Consider the following 2,258-nt stretch of genomic DNA (forward strand, 5'->3'; position numbering starts at 1 on the left):
GTATTATTTTCTGGATGTTTTGTAAATGAAAGAGGAATTTCAAATAGGTATTATAGTGATTGTAAGGAATACTATGATGCAAGTGGAATTTACCATAAAGAATGTCCTAATAATTGGGTTGATCTTCCCTTGGATCCAAAATAACTATTTTCCCATTGAAGCCATTAATGTTGCAGCCATTGCTTCTGGGTTTGCATTTGCACTAGTTTCTTTTTCATTTGCCTTAGTTTCTTGTTTTATTGTACTAGAAGGAGGTCTTTTGAGTTTAAATATATGATCATCCATAGTAACAATTTGTAAATTTGCTTCAAAAACTTTAATTTCACTCACATGTCCTATAATTTTAACTTCTCTTTTTTTAGATGAATCATCAAAAAGAGCATGAGCTTCAAGTTCTAAAATATCTCCTAGTTTTAAAGGGGCATAAAAAAAGCATTTTGAACTTATTAGAACAGAATATTCTTTGTTTATAGCAGCTTGTGCAACATAATTTGCTGCAGAAAAAATAAACGCATCAAATATAAGTCCTTGATTATCTACTATCATTTCTGGAGAGGTAATTAAGATTGATTTTGCATAGTTTTTTGAAAGTTCAATAATGGTTCCAGAAAGAGAATTATTTAAATCAGGACATGTTACAAGTTCTGTTTTAATGCGTGATATGTCTTCTTGTGATGCATATTCTTCTAATTGAGCATACTCTTCAAAATTATCTTTTTTTGCCATTATCAGACCTTTAATTTTACATAAATTCTTTTAGGTGACTCATAACCTTCATAAGTTAAATTATGATTGTTTGGATCTAAAAAATTTTCCAAAGAATAAGAGTCAATCCACTCTGTTTTTCTTTGTTCATTTTTAGTTGTTTTTTTAATAGCCAAAATTTCAAATTCTTTAAATCCAGCACGTTCGCACCAATTTCTTAGACCTAATATCGACGGAATGAAAAAAATATTTGATATTCTAGAATAAGTTTTTCTAGGAATTAAAGCAACCTCCCTTTTGTCTTTAATAAACATAGTATCTAAAAATACAATTCCATCTTTGTTAAGACTTTGTTTTAATTGTTTTAGCATTTTAACGGGATCACTGCGGTGATAAATCACACCTAGACAAAAAATAACATCAAATTTATGATGATAGCTTGGTAAATCTTCAACTCCTAAAAGTTCAAATTTAATATCTGTTTTAGCTAAAGCGTTAATAAGCTCAAATTGCAATTTGTATTTTATAGAAGGATCAAAACCTACAATCTTTTTTGGATTGTATTTTAACATTTTAAACATATAATAACCATTGTTACATCCAACATCTGCAACAACTTTATCTTCAATATCTTTCATGAAAGGTTTTAATATATTAAATTTTATAAAACTTTGCCATTCAGAATCTATGAAAAGGTCATCAATTTTAAAAGGACCTTTTCTCCAGGGTTTTAATTCTATTGCAATCTGTTTAATTTGCTCTTTTACTTTTTGATTTGTTTTTATGTTTATGCTTCTTGTAGTAAAAAATTTGGAATTTAAGTTTAATTTTTTAATTTTTTGTATTGAAGCATATAAATGATTTTTTTTCAATTGTTTTTCTAAGGATTTTGTTTTCATGACATTCCTTATATAAAAAGAAAAGGCTATAAAAGAATTTGGGATTTATAGGCAAATCCCAAGAATAATTAAAAATTATTTATCTCTAAGTTTAAGTTCGTTAATAAGTTTTATATAACTATTATGATCTTTTCTCTTAAGGTAGGATAAAAGCCTTTTTCTTTGTCCTACAAGTTTTAAAAGACCTAAACGTGAAGAGAAATCTTTTTTGTAGATTTTTAAATGTTCAGTTAATTCTGAAATTCTAGCACTTAAAAGTGCAACTTGAACTTCTGTAGAGCCTGTATCTCCTGATTTTTTAGCAAATTTAGCAATAATTTCTGCTTTTTTAGCCGAATCTAAAGCCATTTTGACCTCCTGATTGGTATATTTAAAACTGGTATTATACCTATAAAATCAAAAAATAAACTGAATTTATTAAATATATATTAAAATATTTATTGAAAATTAATATCATTTTTATAAAAAATTTAGAAAAATAGTATATAATTTTTTAATAATTATTATCATTATTTTAATTAAGGAAATTTTTGTTTAGTTGTTTTATAAAACTAAGAGTTTTATTATCAATGCTTTTTATTTTATCTATAATAAGTATTTTTATAGGAGTAAAAGATATTTCTTTATTTTCTTTAGATAAGGAAGATTTAGAAC

The 2,258-nt window shown here is 25.7% G+C and carries 4 protein-coding genes; 1 reads left to right on the forward strand and 3 read right to left on the reverse strand.

The window, feature by feature from the left end; all coding sequences use genetic code 11:
- A partial coding sequence (locus JG677_RS07820; RefSeq protein ID WP_200286074.1) for a hypothetical protein occupies positions 1-144 on the forward strand: 144 nt, incomplete at its 5' end.
- On the opposite strand, the gene JG677_RS07825 is transcribed toward JG677_RS07820, so the two are convergent.
- The 3 genes from JG677_RS07825 to rpsO all read right to left on the reverse strand — a co-directional run bounded on the left by JG677_RS07825 (position 145) and on the right by rpsO (position 1,952).
- Positions 145-726, reverse strand: coding sequence for a hypothetical protein (locus tag JG677_RS07825; protein ID WP_200286076.1), 582 nt, complete (start codon positions 724-726; stop codon positions 145-147). It lies immediately after the preceding gene.
- A 2-nt stretch (positions 727-728) separates the two neighbouring features.
- Positions 729-1,604, reverse strand: coding sequence for a tRNA 5-methoxyuridine(34)/uridine 5-oxyacetic acid(34) synthase CmoB (gene cmoB, locus JG677_RS07830; RefSeq protein WP_200286079.1), 876 nt, complete (start codon positions 1,602-1,604; stop codon positions 729-731).
- A gap of 75 nt (positions 1,605-1,679) precedes the next feature.
- Positions 1,680-1,952 carry a 30S ribosomal protein S15 gene (rpsO, locus tag JG677_RS07835; RefSeq protein WP_131163377.1) on the reverse strand — a complete coding sequence of 91 codons (273 nt, stop codon included), beginning with the start codon at positions 1,950-1,952 and terminating at the stop codon, positions 1,680-1,682.
- Between the last annotated feature and the right edge of the window lie 306 nt (positions 1,953-2,258).

The organism is Campylobacter sp. TTU-622, from assembly GCF_016598965.1.
In the GTDB taxonomy this organism is placed as follows: Bacteria; Campylobacterota; Campylobacteria; order Campylobacterales; family Campylobacteraceae; genus Campylobacter_D.